Annotated in this window: 16 protein-coding genes; 5 read left to right on the plus strand and 11 right to left on the minus strand. The window is 44.6% G+C overall.

All coding sequences use genetic code 11. The annotated features are described in order from the left end of the window. Positions 1-169: 169 nt before the first annotated feature. From N773_RS0106760 to N773_RS0106780, 5 genes are all read left to right on the plus strand, one after another. Complete coding sequence (locus tag N773_RS0106760) at positions 170-793, plus strand: IS607 family transposase (RefSeq protein ID WP_024857080.1); 624 nt, start codon at positions 170-172, stop codon at positions 791-793. Then, entirely contained in the window at positions 765-1,916 is a 1,152-nt protein-coding gene (locus N773_RS0106765) for an RNA-guided endonuclease InsQ/TnpB family protein (protein ID WP_347495405.1), read from the plus strand. The genes N773_RS0106760 and N773_RS0106765 overlap by 29 nt, the downstream gene beginning before the upstream one ends. 191 nt (positions 1,917-2,107) lie before the next feature. Then, complete coding sequence (locus tag N773_RS21125; protein WP_024857081.1) at positions 2,108-2,887, plus strand: helix-turn-helix transcriptional regulator; 780 nt, start codon at positions 2,108-2,110, stop codon at positions 2,885-2,887. A gap of 739 nt (positions 2,888-3,626) precedes the next feature. Continuing rightward, positions 3,627-4,196, plus strand: a complete 570-nt coding sequence (locus N773_RS0106775; RefSeq protein WP_242840429.1) for an RNA polymerase sigma factor — start codon at positions 3,627-3,629, stop codon at positions 4,194-4,196. Next, positions 4,162-5,532, plus strand: coding sequence for a hypothetical protein (locus N773_RS0106780; RefSeq protein ID WP_024857083.1), 1,371 nt, complete (start codon positions 4,162-4,164; stop codon positions 5,530-5,532). Before N773_RS0106775 ends, N773_RS0106780 begins: the two co-directional genes overlap by 35 nt. Before the next feature lie 145 nt (positions 5,533-5,677). On the opposite strand, the gene N773_RS0106785 is transcribed toward N773_RS0106780, so the two are convergent. From N773_RS0106785 to N773_RS0106835, 11 genes are all read right to left on the minus strand, one after another. Further along, positions 5,678-6,850 carry a glycoside hydrolase family 25 protein gene (locus N773_RS0106785; RefSeq protein ID WP_024857084.1) on the minus strand — a complete coding sequence of 391 codons (1,173 nt, stop codon included), beginning with the start codon at positions 6,848-6,850 and terminating at the stop codon, positions 5,678-5,680. Continuing rightward, positions 6,840-7,262: an RrF2 family transcriptional regulator gene (locus N773_RS0106790; RefSeq protein WP_024857085.1), complete on the minus strand. Its 423-nt coding sequence runs from the start codon at positions 7,260-7,262 to the stop codon at positions 6,840-6,842. Before N773_RS0106790 ends, N773_RS0106785 begins: the two co-directional genes overlap by 11 nt. A gap of 11 nt (positions 7,263-7,273) precedes the next feature. After that, positions 7,274-8,374: an RNA polymerase sigma factor RpoD gene (rpoD, locus tag N773_RS0106795; RefSeq protein WP_013498180.1), complete on the minus strand. Its 1,101-nt coding sequence runs from the start codon at positions 8,372-8,374 to the stop codon at positions 7,274-7,276. A 43-nt stretch (positions 8,375-8,417) separates the two neighbouring features. Next, on the minus strand, positions 8,418-10,214 hold the full coding sequence (dnaG, locus tag N773_RS0106800; protein WP_024857086.1) for a DNA primase: 1,797 nt from the start codon (positions 10,212-10,214) through the stop codon (positions 8,418-8,420). 39 nt (positions 10,215-10,253) lie between these two features. Next, positions 10,254-11,270 carry a deoxyguanosinetriphosphate triphosphohydrolase gene (locus N773_RS0106805; protein WP_024857087.1) on the minus strand — a complete coding sequence of 339 codons (1,017 nt, stop codon included), beginning with the start codon at positions 11,268-11,270 and terminating at the stop codon, positions 10,254-10,256. A gap of 140 nt (positions 11,271-11,410) precedes the next feature. Further along, positions 11,411-12,043, minus strand: coding sequence for a YigZ family protein (locus tag N773_RS0106810; protein WP_024857088.1), 633 nt, complete (start codon positions 12,041-12,043; stop codon positions 11,411-11,413). 101 nt (positions 12,044-12,144) lie between these two features. Further along, positions 12,145-12,345 carry a 50S ribosomal protein L31 gene (gene rpmE, locus N773_RS0106815; RefSeq protein WP_013498176.1) on the minus strand — a complete coding sequence of 67 codons (201 nt, stop codon included), beginning with the start codon at positions 12,343-12,345 and terminating at the stop codon, positions 12,145-12,147. A gap of 158 nt (positions 12,346-12,503) precedes the next feature. Next, positions 12,504-13,643 carry an HD-GYP domain-containing protein gene (locus tag N773_RS21130; protein WP_024857089.1) on the minus strand — a complete coding sequence of 380 codons (1,140 nt, stop codon included), beginning with the start codon at positions 13,641-13,643 and terminating at the stop codon, positions 12,504-12,506. Between the two features lie 169 nt (positions 13,644-13,812). Then, positions 13,813-15,855 carry a carbohydrate-binding domain-containing protein gene (locus N773_RS0106825; RefSeq protein ID WP_024857090.1) on the minus strand — a complete coding sequence of 681 codons (2,043 nt, stop codon included), beginning with the start codon at positions 15,853-15,855 and terminating at the stop codon, positions 13,813-13,815. A 112-nt stretch (positions 15,856-15,967) separates the two neighbouring features. Further along, on the minus strand, positions 15,968-16,660 hold the full coding sequence (locus N773_RS0106830) for a DUF4956 domain-containing protein (protein WP_051454264.1): 693 nt from the start codon (positions 16,658-16,660) through the stop codon (positions 15,968-15,970). Continuing rightward, the gene (locus N773_RS0106835; protein WP_024857092.1) at positions 16,653-17,417 is read right to left on the minus strand and encodes a polyphosphate polymerase domain-containing protein; all 765 of its coding nucleotides are present in this window, start codon (positions 17,415-17,417) and stop codon (positions 16,653-16,655) included. The genes N773_RS0106830 and N773_RS0106835 overlap by 8 nt, the downstream gene beginning before the upstream one ends. Positions 17,418-17,425 lie beyond the last annotated feature (8 nt).

Here is a 17,425-nt window from a genome sequence, read left to right on the forward strand (position 1 = left end):
TTCACGTATTAAGGCTTGAAAATAGTCATTTTGTATGGTATACTTACTTTATAACAGTTAACGACCTGACCATCAAGGAGCGGTTGTTAAGTAATCAAATGAGTTGACAAATGTGATTAAATGTGTTAAAATATACTCAAAGGAGTATATTATTATGAATACATCAAATATCGCAAATTACAAACCAAAAGATTTTGCCGAATTGTTAGGTGTTTCAGTAAAAACACTTCAACGATGGGACAGAGAAGGCATATTAAAAGCAAACCGAACCCCAACTGACAGGCGTTATTACACTTACGACCAATATCTTCAGTTTAAAGGTATAAATACAGAAAACGATAATCGTCAGATCGTTATTTATGCCAGAGTGTCTACGAGAAATCAAAAAGATGACTTACAAAATCAAGTATCCTTTTTACGACAGTTCTGTAATGCTAAAGGCATTAGTGTAGACCAATGTATTGAAGATTATGGAAGTGGTTTAAATTATAACCGTAAAAAGTGGAATGAACTATTAGATGAGGTGATGGAACAAAAAATCAAAACTATCATAGTCACACATAAAGATAGATTTATCAGGTTTGGCTATGACTGGTTTGAAAAATTCTGCATGAAGTTTAATACAACTATTGTGGTGGTAAACAATGAAGAATTATCGCCACAAGAAGAACTCGTGCAGGACATTGTTTCAATTCTTCATGTATTTTCTTGCAGGTTGTACGGACTTCGTAAGTATAAGAAACAAATAGAAGGGGATGAGGAAATTGCTAAAGAGCTTCAAGACGGAAATTAGTCCAACATTGGAACAGAAAGCTAAAATCAATAAGACTATTGGAACTTGCAGATACGTTTATAACTTTTATCTTACTCATAACAAAGAACTTTACGATAAAGGCGAAAAGTTCATGAGTGGAAAGAGTTTTAGCGTCTGGCTAAATAACGAATATCTTCCAAATAATCCAGATAAACTGTGGATTAAGGAAGTAAGTTCTAAATCTGTAAAGAAATCTATTGAAGATGGATGTGCTGCTTTTACAAAATTTTTTAAGCATCAAAGCGGTTATCCCAACTATAAGAAAAAGGATAAATCTGATGTGAAAATGTATTTTGTAAAGAATAATCCAAAAGATTGTGCTTGTGAAAGACATAGAATAAATATCCCTACTCTTGGTTGGGTAAAACTTAAAGAAAAGGGTTATATACCAACAACTAAAGATGGTTGGAAAATCAAAAGCGGTACAGTTTCTAAAAAAGCAGGAAGATATTATGTATCTGCACTTGTAGAAATACCTGACAACAAAATCACCAAAAACAGCAGCGAAGGTATCGGTATTGATTTAGGATTAAAGGATTTAGCGATTATTTCTAATGGTAAAACATTCAAGAATATCAACAAGTCTGGCAAAGTTAAGAAACTTGAAAAACAATTACGAAGAGAGCAAAGATGTCTTTCTCGCAAATATGAAAATTTAAAGAAAGGAGAGTCCACTCAAAAAAATATACAAAAACAAAAGCTCAAAGTACAGAAACTTTATCATAGGATAGATAATATCCGTACTGACTACATCAATAAGACAATCGCTGAGATAGTAAAAACCAAGCCATCTTATATAACGATTGAGGATTTGAATGTAAAAGGAATGATGAAGAACAGGCATCTTTCAAAAACGGTTGCGGCACAGAAGTTTTATGAATTCAGAGCGAAACTTCAGGTCAAATGCAACGAAAATGGTATAGAATTAAGAGTTGTAGACAGATGGTATCCATCATCTAAAATTTGCCACTGTTGCGGATGCATCAAGAAAGATTTAAGGCTTTCAGATAGAATCTATAGATGCAGTTGTGGTTATGTCGAAGACAGAGATCTCAATGCTGCCCTTAATTTGAAAGATGCCATGACTTACGAAGTTGCATAATTAAACGCAAACGTAAGTATGTACCGAAGGCTATTTCGGGAATTAACGACTGTGGAGTGTACAAGAACTTGTGAGTAGATATGATTTCGGTCAATCAAAAGCATACATTGTGAAGCAGTAAGTAATGTTCGCGAGAACTTACAACATCTCGATGTAAGTATATTTAATCACATTTTGAGTGGCAGAGATATATGAGCATTAAGATATGGGGAGCTTTCAATGACCGCACGGAGCATGAAAGCTTCCATATAAATATACCCGGTGAGCCATGTTATATGCTGGTGCATTTTCATGACCCTGTGGAACTTCTGCTGAACGGAGAGAGCATCATCACCAAGCCTCACGCCTGTTTGATATTCCCGCCTGACAGACCTGTGGATTACAAGTCATTGGAAGGCGGGTTCACAAACGACTACGTTAAATTCACATACGATGACGAGGGACTTCTTGAAAAAAGCGGACTGCCGATATATAAGGTATTCTACGCTGAACCAAGCCAGAAGTTCGTTGAGAGCATATCACGCATAACATGGTGGCTGACTGATGTTATGATAGATCACAGCCGCGAGATGGCCGATGCCCTGCGGTGTGCGATAGACGAACTGTGTCTTGTACGTGTGGATATAAGCCCGAAAGCAAAGCGGGATAATCTGACTGTACAGCGTTTGCGTCAGATACGGTCAGAGGTAAGTTCAGCCCCGGGAGAATGGTCGGTGGAGCGTATGGCAGAAGCTTTCTACATGACGCGCAGTCATTTCAGCGTGCTTTACAAAAATCACTTCGGGGTATCGCCGAGGGAGGATATACAGAAAATGACCATGGAAATGGCGGCTTCACTACTTAAAGAGAGCCGCATGAGCGTGGAAGAGATATCAAAAAAATGCGGTTACAGCAGCAGTGAGAATTTCATCAGGAGCTTCAAGAAAATATTCGGGACGACACCGCTCAGATACAGAAACCATCATACATAGTTCTATTACATATATACGCACCGTTTGCCGCGGTGCGTTTTTTTGTTGCAAAGCAGAGCGTAGTCTCTTTTTAATTCGATAGTCTGCATAAGGATGTTCACTCTGTTTCCATTTGCTGACATTTTAAATCATTCGTTTAAAGAAATCTTATTTTTCCCGCTTGATTTTAACTTCGCATCGCGCTATACTTTCTATATTCTCAAATTATCCTATTTTTTCGATATTACAAAAAGCCCCGGTTTTATAGGCTTTTGCAGACAGAAAAATTTTTTTTGAAAAGGTGAAACTTTTTTTCAGAACACAGCGGTCTATTGTGGCGAAAGGAAAAAAAAACCTCGCTGATACAGTTTCCGCGAACAGAAAAAATTTTTTTGAAAAGGTGAAACTTTTTTCGTGACAGAGCGGTCTATTGTGGCGAAAGGGACAAAAGCCCTCGCTGATACAGTTCCCGCGGACAGAAAAATTTTTTTGAAAAGGTGAAACTTTTTTCAGGACAGAGCGGTCTATTGTGGCGAAAGGGACAAAAACCCTCGCTGATACAGTTCCCGCGGACAGAAAAATTTTTTTGAAAAGGTGAAACTTTTTTCAGGACAGAGCGGTCTATTGTGGCGAAAGGGACAAAAACCCTCGCTGATACAGTTCCCGCGAACAGAAAAATTTTTTTTGAAAAGGTGAAACTTTTTTCAGAACACAGCGGTCTATTAAGGCGAAAGGGCAAGAAAATCCCTTGCGGAAGGAGGTGTTGGCTTTGAGCAAAAAAGATGTTACAGCTAAGTTCCAGAAGATCTACGATGACACTTATGACTACATATACCGATACATCGTATCTAAGGCGGACACGCGCGAGAATGCTGAGGATATGATACAAAATGTATACCTTACATTTTACAGAAAAATGCTGGAAGGCTGTACGATACTCAATCCTAAGCACTATCTTCTGCGTATAGCCAAAAACAATATGGCTGACCACTACAGTGCAGCAGCAGAAAGACGGAGCAGGATCACGGTTGAAAGTATCGATGAACATTTCGATATACCTGATAATGATGCTCTGGAAGAGCTGGAACAAACAGAATGCACCACTTATGAAGAGGTGATGGGAGAACTAAAAAAGGAAGACATCACAACGTTCAACATTTTCATGCTTCACTTCGGGCAGGGGCTGACTTTAAAAGAAACCGCATCTGCCCTCAGCATGGAAGAATCCACGGTAAAGACGAAAATGTACCGAATGTTGAAAAAACTAAAAAAATCAGTAAAGGAGGACGATGGCCATGCGTTATTCCGACGTAGCGGAAAAGTATTATAAGGACACCAAAAAGAGAATACTCGAGAACGTACTTGCGGCGGAAAATAACAGCAGCGAACGTTCCCGAACAATAACTATCGGAGAAAAAAGTAATATCGAAAACATTGAGAATGAGGAGAGAAACATCATGACTAATAACAGAATGACAAACAACGGTGCAAAGATCAGAAACAGCAAGGGTATCATAGCTGCTGCCTGCGCAGTAGTTGTTATGGGAAGCGGCGTATTCGCACTGAATTCCATGAAAGCTGCAAACAGCAGCAACGTTTCTTCAAGACCTGAGAGCCTCAAGGATATCGTTGTGACAGCTGATGAAGATTCAGCTTCAGAGACATCAGAGAACGAGAAGAACGATGATACCGTGAAGGATGATGAGAAAAAAGAAGAGATAAGCAGAGTCGATGTAAAGGAGAAAAAAGACAGCAGCACAGCCGAGGTCAAGGAGAATAATGACAACAAAACCGAGGCAAAGGAGAATACCTCGGGCAATACTAAGAACAATAACAACAGCAAACCCGAAAACGAACTGAACGACGAAAACGACAGAGGTCAGCACGCACAGGCAGGCAATGACGAAACCATGTATAATGATCGTAATTATCAGCTCGACGATGATAATTATGTATCCGTTGAATTCGAGCGTGAGATAGATGATGCTACGATCATCTGCGGTGCGACTGTAACTTCAAGAGAACTGTACGGTGTTCTTTCAAAATTTGACGCAAGACCGATAAGCGAGTTCAACAATAATGAGCTTGAGGATATAAGCACACTTGAATACAAATGCACGGTAAAATTTGACGGTCAGTGGTTCAAGGGTGCAGACCTCATGGACAAACTGTCACAGGTACCTCAGTATAATCCTTCTACAGGAGAGCTGGAAGTAATGGTACCTCTCGGCAGAAAGATAACCGACGATGACGACAACGGCTGGTACTATGCATCAAAGCAGGACGAAATAGAATTCCCCGAGCTTTGCAGCGTTGGTGAAAAAGTCATGCTCAAGCTTGAACTGAACGATTTCGCAGGTAATATCGGTTTGTGCGGCGAAGATGTTTTCATATATGACAATGACGATAAAATGTATCATTCAGAGCAGTTCTATGTAACCAAGCTCGGTTACGAAGGCTCTTACGAATACAAGGAAAGTATGAACAACTATCTGCTGAACACATTTAAGGGCGGCACTGTTGAAAAGGCTGAGCAGTGGGTAAGCTATCTCGGAGATACTTCTATCATCAAGCGGATCCCCAGCAAGAGATTCAGCTCCGGACAGGTTGCAGAAATATGCTATTCTCTCCCCGATAACTGCTTTGTTATTTTCGTAGCTGAGTAAATCACACATTTACAGCATTATACTTCCCACGCTTTTATATGAAAAGCCCCGCGTTTCCGAATGGATCCGCGGGGCTTATATTATTTATCAGGCTGTATAACGGCATCGGCTGAGCTGTCCGACAAGGCTGAACATTTTAACTTTCCTATTCGGTTTCGTCCGATGCATCATCAATGAGCAGTTTGTAGTAATCATCTTCGCCGCCATTCAGCACCACCATTTCGAGGAAATTATGATTCTCATAGAAGCTGAATTTTACGCGGCTGCTGTATCCCCACAGGTCAGCACGGACGTCCTTGGGCAGCTTATGATATTCGCTGACGTACCATATAGGGCAATCATCAAAAAGTTCTGCACTTGCTATATCTTCATAGAAACCGCTGTCGCACTTAATGATCGGGGTACAGCCGTACTCCTCCTCTATCCTGTCGGCATAAGCGCGAAGTCTTTCGGCGATCTTTTTACTGTCTGAGGGCAGTATCGAATAGAAAAAACTAAGATCGCAATCCACAGCAGGACGCAATCGTCCGCCCATGCCGCCGCAGACTTCAATGAAATGTTCTGCCTGTTCTTCACCGTCAAGCATGGGATCGAAAATGTGGATCATACCCGTGGGCAGACCGGTCTGTCCCGAACCTTCTTTATTCTTCTCGAAAAGCTTATCTTCATAAGAAATGCCCTTGGTGGCACGGATATAGCATATCTGGATATTTTGCTGCGCAAAGCGCTTCCACTGGACTTCACCCGCCTTTTCGGTGATAACGGGTCCTCTTATAGGGTAGTCACGCTTTCGGGGTTCGTTGAACCATAGGTGTCCCGTAAAAAACAGAATTCCGATATCAACTGCCATGACCGTAAAACAGAGCACTATAACGCTTATTATCAGTCTTCTGAGCCAGTGCTTTTTCTTCTTTTTGGGAGGTGCTTCCTCCTCGTCCTCAGTTATTTCCGCTTCGGAAAAATCGCCGAATCCATCGGGGATATCTTCATAGTTATCAAACTCATCGGCGATATCATCGGGGATAGCTTCATATTCGTCATGCATATCATCGTATCCGTCTTGAAATCCGCCGTATTCATCCGAAGCATCTTCGTACTCATCAGGATAATCATTGTACTCGTCAACGTTATTATAGTCAATGTTATTATGGTACTGATTTGAGTTATTGAAAATATTATTTGGCACGACTGTGCGGGGACGGATATAATTTGAATAATCCGCAGGAGCATCCATATATTCCCTGTCAATTTCAGCTCTCGCCTCATCGCTGAGACGAAAGCTGCTCTTGGGCTTATCTTTATCAGGTCTATTTTCCATCAGAAACCTCATACTTGCTGTTAAGCTCGGCAAAATTATGACTTTCAAGCTTTTCGGATACTACATCTGTTATCTCGGCAAAAGCATCCTGAAATGGACATTTGCCGGATGCACCTCTGTTACAGTCCGAATCGGGCTGAAGGCATCTTGAAAAGCAGTATTTACCCTCGATAGCCTCTATCACCATTTTCAGCGTGATATCCTTCGGATCCATAGCGATGACATATCCGCCCTGTGTACCTTTGAAGGACTTGACTATCCCTGCAGACACCAGTTTACGCAGTATTTTCAGGGAAAATCTGAGGGTAACGCAGGTCTGTTCGGAAATAGTCTTAGCGTCGAGCCTGCTTTCTGATCTGCACAGCAGGGACGTTATCCTGACTGCGTAATCAGTTTCGAGAGTTATGTACATCTCGCCCTCCCTTAGTCAAGATAATCCCTGACCTTGTTGCTTCTGTTGGGATGACGGAGCTTACGCAGTGCCTTAGCTTCGATCTGACGGATACGCTCTCTGGTTACCTTGAATTCCTGACCAACTTCTTCCAATGTTCTGGATCTGCCGTCCTGGAGACCGAATCTCAGTCTGAGCACCTTTTCTTCACGTTCGGTAAGAGTGGAGAGCACCTGATCTATCTGCTCTTTCAGAAGTACCAGAGAAGCAGCCTCTGCGGGAGCGGGAGCGTCATCATCGGGGATAAAGTCGCCGAGGTGGGAATCTTCCTCCTCACCGATAGGAGTTTCAAGGGATACGGGATCCTGAGCTATTCTCATTATCTCACGAACTCTTTCAACGCTCATATCCAGTTCCTCTGCGATTTCCTCGGGTGACGGATCGTGACCGTTCTTATGGAGAAGCTGAGAAGAAACTTTCTTTACCTTGGTGATGGTCTCTACCATATGCACGGGGATACGGATAGTTCTTGCCTGATCGGCAATAGCCCTTGTGATAGCCTGTCTTATCCACCATGTAGCATATGTGGAGAACTTGAAGCCTTTCTTGTAGTCGAACTTTTCAACTGCCTTGATAAGACCCATGTTGCCTTCCTGGATAAGGTCGAGGAAGGACATACCTCTGCCCACGTATCTCTTGGCGATGGATACTACCAGACGCAGGTTAGCTTCTGCCAGACGCTTTCTCGCCTTTACAGCTTCCCTGTCGTTGTCGCCGGACATCATCTCAGCCAGCTGTATCTCCTCCTCGGAGGTCAGCAGTGGCACTCTTCCTATCTCCTTGAGATAGATCTTAACGGGGTCGTCGATGGCTATACCATCAGTGGAAAGGGCGATATCAACGTCGTCCTGATCCAGTTCGTCATCAGGGTTGACGAAATCCAGTGTATCATCAACAACAACATCGTCGATGATCTCGATGTTAAGGCTATTGCAGGTGTCATAGAAATTATCCATCTGCTCAACATCGAAGTTCAGCTTTTCCAGTGCGTCGGTTATCTCCTTGGTGGTCAGCTTGCCTGTCTGCTTGCCGTGTTCCATCAGGTTTTCCATTATCTTGCTCTTGTCAGTCATGTTCAACTCTCCTTAATTTAGGTGACATATATTTTATACCGCGTCAGCATTTTTTTCTGCGCAGTTCCTCCATCATTTTCAAATAGTCCTTTTCAGTCAGACCATCGTCCTGCTTTGGTGCGTTTTTCTTATTATACTCCTTTATGGAGTCAATATACTGTTCCGCCACACCTCTGTCAACATTGAGGGTCTTATACTTCGCAAAGGAACGTTTCAGCCTTTCGGCTTCTTCTTCCGAAAGCGATTCACAGACCACATCTACCGAAATGATATCGCCAAGGGCTATCCTGCCCGAGATATCGAGAAGTATCTTCCTGTTAAGGTCATCGGTGAATTCATCGGGGGAGATACGCTGACCTATCTCCTGTGCAGCATCGGCGTTGGTGCAGATATAGTATATCAGTCCACGCTCGCAGTAGACCGCTTTGTTAGCCGCGACTTCTTCATCGGCAACGATAGTCTGTCTGACTTCTTCGCGCTGTTTTGCACGCCTTTGGGAATCCATCTCGCGCATCATTATATCATCGACTGCCGCTCTCACGACATCGAAAGAAACGTTATACTGTTCAGCCAGCTGACGTTCCATAGTATCCCTTGCTGTGCTGTCGGGTTCGCCGGCTATTGACGTATAAGCCATTTTCAGGAAACGTATCTTATCGTCCCGCTTTTCAAGATCAAGTCCGCGGGAATAGTATCCGAGTTCAAAATCAAAGCCGTCAGCGGCATTATTTACCAGATACCTGAAATGGTCTTCACCAAACTTGTTTATATATTCATCTGGGTCTTTTGCACCCTCCATGTGGATAACGCTGCTGCCGAGACCTCCGCTTCGCAGCATACCAACTGCACGCAGTGCTGCCTTCTGTCCCGGATCGTCGGCATCGTAGCATATGACTACTCTGTCGGCGTAATTCTTCATTACCTTTACCTGTTCGGGGGTAAGGGCTGTACCGCAGGATGCCACCGCATTGGTGAATCCGTGCTGGTAAAGGGATATCACATCGAGATTGCCCTCGCACAAAAGAAGTTCACGGCTTTTTACCGAAACGTCTTTGGCGTAATTGAGGGAAAATACGAACCTCGCCTTTGAATAGCCGTCCAGCTTTTTTTCGTCATTAGTCCTGCGGAATTCTTCGGAAGTGGTATCGCCCGTGTTGAGGTACTTACGTTTATCTTCCCCAAGAGTTCTTCCGCCGAATCCGACTATATTTCCGCTGACATCGATAAATGGGAACATCGCTCTGTCCATGAAGAAATCGTAAGTTCTGCCCGATGTCTGCGAACGACCCAGAAGTGATGCGGAGACAAGTTCGTCCTCGCTGTAACCACAGCCCAGCATATAGGACTTCAGTGCAGTGAAGCTTTTAGGAGCGAAGCCCATACCGTACTTTTTTATAACATCAGCTGAAAGCTTACGGGTATGCACGAGGTAATTCAGGCACCTGAGACCGTCCTGAGTTTTCAGCTGGTCACGGAAAAATCTTGCGGCGCACTTGTTCATTTCGTATATGCGCATCCTGCGCTTGTAGCTTTTATCGTCATTGCCCTGCCATGTGGGGACTGTCATTCCCGCACGCTGTGCCAGATAATTGACAGCGTCCATGAAACTGAGACTTCTGTACTTTCTTACAAAGGTCACCACATCTCCGCTGACACCACAGCCGAAGCAGTGGAAAAACCCCTGTGAGGGAACAACGCTGCATGAAGCTGTGCTGTCATCGTGAAAGGGGCATTTGCACATATATCCCCGCCCCGATGTTTTCAGCTCAACGCCGTTCTCACGCATTACCTCGTTGATGGGGTTCTCATATTTCAGCTTTTCAAGAAATTCCTGATCCAAAAAATGCGTCCCCCTCTCCTATGCGGCTGAATATCTGCTTTACTTTATCATCCATGCCGCGGGGATGAAAAGCTCCTTGAAAGTTTCTACTGCGAAAACATCGGTCATACCCGATATATAATCGCAGACCGCCATATCTATTCCGTAATGATATGCAAGATTCATATACATTGCGGGCAGTCTTTCAAGATGGTCGGTATAATATTTGTATAGATATGCTATCATATCCTGCGCCTTGCGTTCTTCTGATTTGCAGACAGGATTTGTATACACGCTGTCGAACATGAACTTGTGCAGCGCTTTATATGCAGTTTCCACCTCGGGTGTCATTTTCAGCGAATCCTCGTCACCCGCTTCGCCGTTAAGTCCACATTCTATCAGCGAACTTACGAGTGTTGTGATACGCGAGGATTTTGAATGACCGAGAACCGAAGTTATCTTTGAGGGGATATCATCCTCTCTTAGTATCCCCGCCCTGATGGAATCGTCGATATCGTGGTTTATATAGGCTATAACATCGGCAAAGCGAACGACGTAGCCTTCATAGGTCTTTGCGACGGCGTTGGTATGTTTAAGTATTCCGTCCCTGACCTCATGGGTAAGGTTAAGTCCCCTGCCCTCCTTTTCCAGCTTATCCACCACGCGCAGGCTTTGCTCGTAATGATGAAATCCGTAGGGGCTGAGTTCGTTCAGCATACGCTCACCCGCATGACCGAAAGGTGTATGCCCAAGGTCGTGACCCAGCGCGATGGCTTCGGTCAGATCCTCGTTCAGCCTGAGTGCGCGGGCTATGGTGCCTGCTATCTGGCTGACTTCAAGTGTATGTGTAAGGCGGGTACGGTAATGATCTCCCGCAGGAGACAAGAACACCTGTGTTTTGTGTTTCAGCCTTCTGAAAGAATTGCAGTGGAGTATCCTGTCCCTGTCGCGCCTGTATTCCGAACGCAGGGGGCATTTTTCCTCTTTCCTTTCTCTTCCAGCGGAATTATCCGAGAAAGCGGCTTTTTCACAAAGGATACTATGTTCAAACTGTTCCCACTGTTCTCTGGGCAGCATATCATCACCTCCGCCTGTTTTCGCCGTTTACTAGAATATACTTCATTTACTCAAAAAATACCTTTATTTTTTTGAAGCATTCAAATCGATTTGTAGGATATCACAAATTTAAAATGCAAATCTCAAACAAAATATACAAATCAACGGTTATTTACGGAGAAATCCGCCCACAGTCCCTCTTGTATCTCATATTTCAGCTGACCGTTTGAAATGTCTGTCAGCTTTTTCAGAAATGCGTCGCAAAGCTCGGTCTTTACAAGGAGCTCCATATCGACGGTATCGGCGAAGTCTTCACGCTGAGTGATAACTTCATGATCGGGCAGGATATACTTTATCTTGCCGTAGAGGTTGTAGTCGCAGGAGAATGAGATCATCGAGCATTCGTACATATTCAGGATATCAGCTTCGGAAATCGCAAGCGAACAAGCCTGAGAATACGCCCTTACCAAGCCGTTGGCGCCCAGCAGTATTCCTCCGAAATACCTTGTTACAACAACGCACACATCGGTCAGACCCGCCTTGTTTATCACATCAAGCACGGGCACCCCGCCTGTTCCCTGGGGTTCGCCGTCATCGGAATAACGTGAAACATTGCCCTCGCGCACAACATAGGCATAAACATTATGCCTTGCCTTGCGGTTCTCAGCCTTTATCTTCTCGATAAAAGCGATAGCCTGTTCGGCTGTTTTAACGGGAGCTATCTGCCCTATAAAATCGCTTTTTTTCTCGGTATAAGTGCCTTGGGCACAACCGTAGACCGTTTTGTAGTTCATACACTGTCCTCTTTCGATATAGTTTTCCCACTTGTATCTGCGGAGACTCCTTCTATATACAAAAAAGAGCGGAAAATTTCCGCTCTTTAGCTTCTTGATAATTAGCCGAGATTGAATCTCTTCTTGAATCTGTCAACACGTCCGCCGCTGTCAACCAGCTTCTGCTTACCAGTGAAGAAAGGGTGGCACTTGGAGCAGATCTCGACCTTGATGTTCTCCTTGGTGGATCTGGTCTTTATAACGTTGCCGCAAGCACAAGTAATTGTAGTCTCGACATAGTTAGGGTGAATACCTTCTCTCATCAGAACTTACCTCCTTCCAAACTAAAAATTATGGCTCATAGAAGCCCATCATCCTTAGTTCAGACAGTAGTTCTATGTAGCATTCATTATTACGTCCTATTCAGACTAAAATATTATAACACCATCCGACAGGTTTGTCAATGTCTTTAACATTTTTTTTACAATTGACCATCCTCCACGGTATCCTTATCAGCATAGCGCTTTCTGGCTTCCTCTATTTTGTCATAGGCTGACTTGAAAGCATCAATGACATCTTCATCGAACTGGGTACCCGAATTCTTGACTATCTCGTTATATGCGTCCTTGGGGTCCCAGGCTTTTTTGTAGCTTCGGCGGCTGGTGAGAGCATCGTAAACATCGGCTACCGCTACTATACGGCTTTCAGGGGCGATAGCATGACCCTCCTTGCCGAGGGGATAGCCTTTGCCGTCAACACGCTCGTGATGTTCCAACGCAATAGTTTTTGAAAGCTGCATAATATCGCCCTCAACACGGCTGAGAAGTGCCGCACCATAGGTGGTATGGGTCTTTATCGTTGCGAATTCCTCATCATTGAGTCTGCCGGGCTTGTCCAGTATCTCGGAGGGCACTATCAGCTTGCCGATATCGTGCATGGTCGATGCCAGACCGATAAGCTGGACTTTGTCAGCTTCAAGCCCCATCTCGGCGGCTATGATCTTTGAATACTCAGCCACGCGCCTGATATGCTGACCTGTCTGACCCGATTTGTTCTCGGTTATTTCAGCGAATGATACAATTATTTCTTCCTGTATACGGTTAGTCTCGTTGGCTTTCTTTTGAAGATACGCGCCGTATTCAAAAAGCACGGCAAAAAGCCTGAGTATCATGAACATGAGTATTGTCACAACGGGATTGCCCGAGATGATGAACAAAAGAGTCAGATAGGAATACTTTTTCATCATTCTGCCCGCTTCCTGCGTAAAGGGCTGACCTTTACCGACCACAGCATTGACAAGTTTTCGATAAAAGCTGAGTATCATCACCACAAGCGCGGAATAAAGGGAGTATATAAAATAGCCGATGCCTGCAACGTAGTATTCATCAAGGCTGTCGGAAGCTATCGTCAGGTTGAAAGCATTGAGGTCGAATTCCCTTATATATAAGCTTTTGGCGAATTCCTCGGGAAGTTTATCATATATCAGAGCACCTGCAGCACAAAGAAAGCTTAGTACAGCCGATATCAGGAAGCCGATTATAAGGACGTTCATTATCCTTGAAAAACGTTCGCCTATTGTTTCGATATGTTCAAGCATACCCGTCAATTCATTCTCTTCCACCCGGACACCTCCCCTTTTGAAAAAATTCCGACAAGCATTCTGCTGAATTAATTGTCATAATATATACTTTATTTTAACACACTATTAAGCAAATGTCAACTGCTCGTATTGACTAATTATCACCGCAAAAAGCACCTCTGCGCTGACAGAAGTGCTTTCTATGGTATATTTATACATCGGAAAAATTATCCAAGTTTTCGCCTTTGAATTTACCGCCCCTCATATTGCCGTGGCCGCCAATACCGCCGAAGCCGCCTTTGCTGTTTGAGGTAATGACATTCTCAAGAGTTATCTCTTCGCTTTCGCCGCCTGCGGATACTATATAAGTCTCACCCTGTTTAAGGTCAGATGATGAGAATATCACGCCCTGCCATGTCTTGGGGTTGGTAAAAGTCAGGATAGCATTTCCGTCCTTATCTGTGACGGTGAATTCGGTATCAGCTGAGAAGCTTTGTGTGAAATCGTGAAGGACCGCGCACTGTGTGGTGCCGTTTTCTTCAAACATTTCTTCCATGCCTATCGCACCCGATGCTATTATCGTACCGCCTGTGATGCTTGCGGCACCATTGTGGTCTATGGAGCCGTTTCCGCTGTTTTCAGGCCCGCTCACGAAGATGGTACCGCCCTCGATGATAAGGTCGCCGTTGGAATCAAGACCGTCGCCAGCTGAATTTACATTCAGTGTGCCGCCGCTTATTTTAAGGTATACACCCTCCTGAGCAGCGAAGCTATCCCTGCCCATGCGGTCCGATGAACCCGTATCACTGCCGCCTGCACAGTTGATGCCGTCGTCCTGAGCGGTAACATTTATATCGCCGCCCGTGATAGTCACGGTCATGCCCTCGATGCCCTCGTAGCTCTTGGAGATATCGATTGTGCCGCCGCTGATGACCAGGTCGCCGCCGACGTGGATCCCGTCATCCCCAGAACTCGCCGAGATGTTTCCACTGCTGATGCTTGCCGAGCCGTCACAGTGCAGGCTGTCATCTGCGGAATCTATCGAAAAAGTGCCGTCTTCGATGATGATAGCACCGCCGCTCTTCAGCGCTTTAGCCGAAGTTGTTTCAGTATCTGCGGAAGTATCAACATTTTCGGAAGAAATGTCTTTATTGGTATCGGCTGATCTTTCTTCCATTTTACCAAAAGTTTCACCATCGGGCTTTTCGGGAGGTGTGCCCATGTCGCCGAAATCGGGACGTTCGCCGTTCTTTTCAAATTCCGATGGGTCAAAATCTCCGAAATCCGGATGTTCGCCCATATCGGGCGGTGTTCCGAAGTCACCTCTGCCGCCGAAGCCCTGTATCCGATCACCGTTCGGCATACCGTCTGACTTCATAGAAGCGTTTGCACTTCCGCCGCCTGTGGTGATATCGAACTCCCCGCCGCGTATCTGAAGTTCCTTTGCAGCCGAAATTCCGTCACCGCCTGCGTTTATAGTGAATGTACCGCCTGTAATACTTATTATGCCCTTGCCTTCCTCTTCTTCATTGGTTGACTTGACAGCATCAGTACCCGATGTCAGGTCAAAAGTTCCTTCGCTGATCTTTACACTGTCCTTGCCCGAAAGTGCTGATGATACCGCGTTCACGGTGACATTTCCGCCTGTGATGACAAGGTCGTCTTTCGATACTATGCCGTGCTTGTAATTACCCGTTACGTTTAGATTGCCTTCGCCGTTTATGGTAAGGTCACACTTTGCAAATACTGCCGCATCGGTGTTATCACCCTCTGCAAGAGAGTATTCGGTACCGTCGTTCAGTTTGTTCTCGGTGCCGCTTTCAAGCAGGAGGTAAACTTTATCTGCGGCTTTTGCAGTTATAACGGCGTTGTCGGTGCAGGTCAGGTCAAGCCCGTTGAGAACAAGTTTGACTTTGTCTTCTTTATCCGCTTCAATGACTATCCTGCCGTTTACACAGCTGCCACTCAGACGATATGTGCCCGCATCGGTGATAGTAAGGACAGTGCCTTCTGCGGATATTCCGCTGCCGCTGACTTCTATGCCGCTGCCGGAAAATACTGCGTCAACAGTGTCATTTTCTTCGTAGCCCACTTCGATATCGTCAGCCGATATGTTTGCATCCGCTGACGTTACAACTGCCGTGCTCGTAGTTTTCGAGGACTTATCCTTTCCTGTATCCGCACAGCCGCTCGTTGCAAGCATCATCAGTGCCGCTGCTATCGCAGCTGCTCTTTTCATCGCACTATATCTCATCGCAGATTACCTCCCTATTAATTTATTAAAACTTCTAACATTAATTTTCTGCTTTTTTTACCCGCCCGAAAAATAAGCCTTCAGGCGAGTAAAAAATACAGAATTTACAGTATTATAAGAGCCTGTCGCTGTCAGACATCCTTCTTGAGCAAAGTATCTCAAGATTGCCGTTGCGAACACGAAGCTCATCAATAAAGACTTTCTCGCTTACGCCCTTTAACAGTGTGATATTGTATTTAAGCTTGAAAAGACTGCCCATATTGGTGGTCTTTACCTGTTCAAGAGTAGCCTTTGAAGTGAACTGTCTGAAAATATCATCAAATACATGGCTGTAATCAAGGCTTTCGGGGATAGTGATCGTCAGCACCTTTTCGGTCTCGTCATCATCACCGAAAGGTACATAGAGGTATCCTATATTGAGGGCACCTACGATCAGTGTGAATACAACCGCAAGTACCAGATGGCCGGTACCTGTTGCGATACCTACTGCCATTGCAAGGAATATAGCCAGTATATCCTTAGCACTGCCCTGTATCGAACGGAACCTTACCAGGCTGAACGCACCTGCAACTGCTACGCCTGTACCCAGATTGCCGTTTACCAGCATTATAACTACCTGTACTATCATGGGCAGAAGTGCCAGTGTTGTCAGGAAGCTCTTGGTCTTATGCTGTTTGAAGCAGAAGGCAGCAGCTATCATTGCGCCAACGATGAGTGACACTATGGTGCACCCCGCAAATTTTCCTGTTGATATTCCGATAGATGACGTAAGGTCCGCCGCATTCAAGTATAATTCATTAAGCACAATCGTTCACCTTTCCTTTTACGTTTTCGCGGTTAAGCTTGAGATATTTTTCCTGATCGAGAGCCTCACAGAAGACTTTCTTGTAAGCTTCACCGTACTTTGAGAAGCTGCCGGGATATATCTTCATATCATCCAGCAGATGGCTGAGCCACAGTGGCATAGCTCCCGGGATCTTTATCTCCATGATCCTTGTATGGGGATCAAGCAGTTTTTCGCCCCACACACCCTTTTCCAGCCTTACTTCCTCCTCGCGGTAGGTTATATTGCCGTCAAAGGTGATACGGAGATCAGGATTATCGACCCCTGCAAAAGCTATTCTGTCATAACTCAGATACATCGCAGGTCCGATATCATGATAGTAATTCAGGAAATACTCTATCTCCTTCTCTATCTGGGGATTTTTGCCCGGGCATACGCCAAAGTTCACAAATTCATAGGAATCTATCAGTGACATATCCACACGTCTTTTATAGACTACGCCTTTGTACTTCTTCTTGAGCTCAACAAAGACCTTGGAATCCTTTGTGGGAACGCCGTAGCTCCTGATACGCAGCTTCTCCTTGTAAACGGGCTTCTCCATCGAAGTCCTTATAAGCTGATGGTCGGGAGTATCGTAATATATGTTGCATATCGTCGTCAGTCCGTAGTTATCGGCAGCCGCTCTGCCTGTCATAGCACGCACAAGTTCTTCCTGCTGTTCGTCGGTAACTATGTACTTCTTCTCAACTCTCTTGAAAATTTCCTGTATAGCGCCCATATATCATC

The sequence above is a fragment of the Ruminococcus albus AD2013 genome (assembly GCF_000526775.1).
Taxonomy (GTDB): domain Bacteria; phylum Bacillota; class Clostridia; order Oscillospirales; family Ruminococcaceae; genus Hominimerdicola; species Hominimerdicola alba_A.